The organism is Halorubrum sp. SS7 (assembly GCF_005435055.1).
In the GTDB taxonomy this organism is placed as follows: Archaea; Halobacteriota; Halobacteria; order Halobacteriales; family Haloferacaceae; genus Halorubrum; species Halorubrum salinarum.
The window spans coordinates 1-395 of record NZ_SGXV01000365.1; the positions used below are offsets into that span (position 1 = coordinate 1).

The 395-nt window shown below is 65.6% G+C and carries 1 protein-coding gene; it reads right to left on the reverse strand.

All coding sequences use genetic code 11. The annotated features are described in order from the left end of the window. Positions 1 to 189: 189 nt before the first annotated feature. The coding region (locus tag EXE44_RS18415) for a hypothetical protein (RefSeq protein ID WP_137718077.1) at positions 190 to 395 on the reverse strand (206 nt) is incomplete at its 5' end.

Consider the following 395-nt stretch of genomic DNA (forward strand, 5'->3'; position numbering starts at 1 on the left):
CGTCCAGCGGAACGGGACGTTCCGGTGGGAGGAGGGGTTCGAGGAGTAAGTCGGGAGGACGATAACTCGGTGGGAGAAGGGGAGACTGTCGGCTCCGTTGGAATTCTCAACTCGTGATATGCTCTTGGAGGCGTGCTGAATGTAGACGGTGAGCGCGTATCGGACGTAACGCGGGTCGGTTGGCGTCGCCTACGCCAGCGCAATCCCCGCCCCGACGGCGAGACTCGTCAGTGCGAGGCCGACGAGCGCGACTGTCGTCCGGTCGTGGTGTCCGTCGCGGTCGTCGGAGTCGAACCCACGACCGGTCAGAACACCGAGGCCGACAGCAACCGCGGAGAGGCCACCGGCGAGCGCCAGCGTCGTCCAGAGTTCCAGTCCGTGCTGTGCGACTCCTC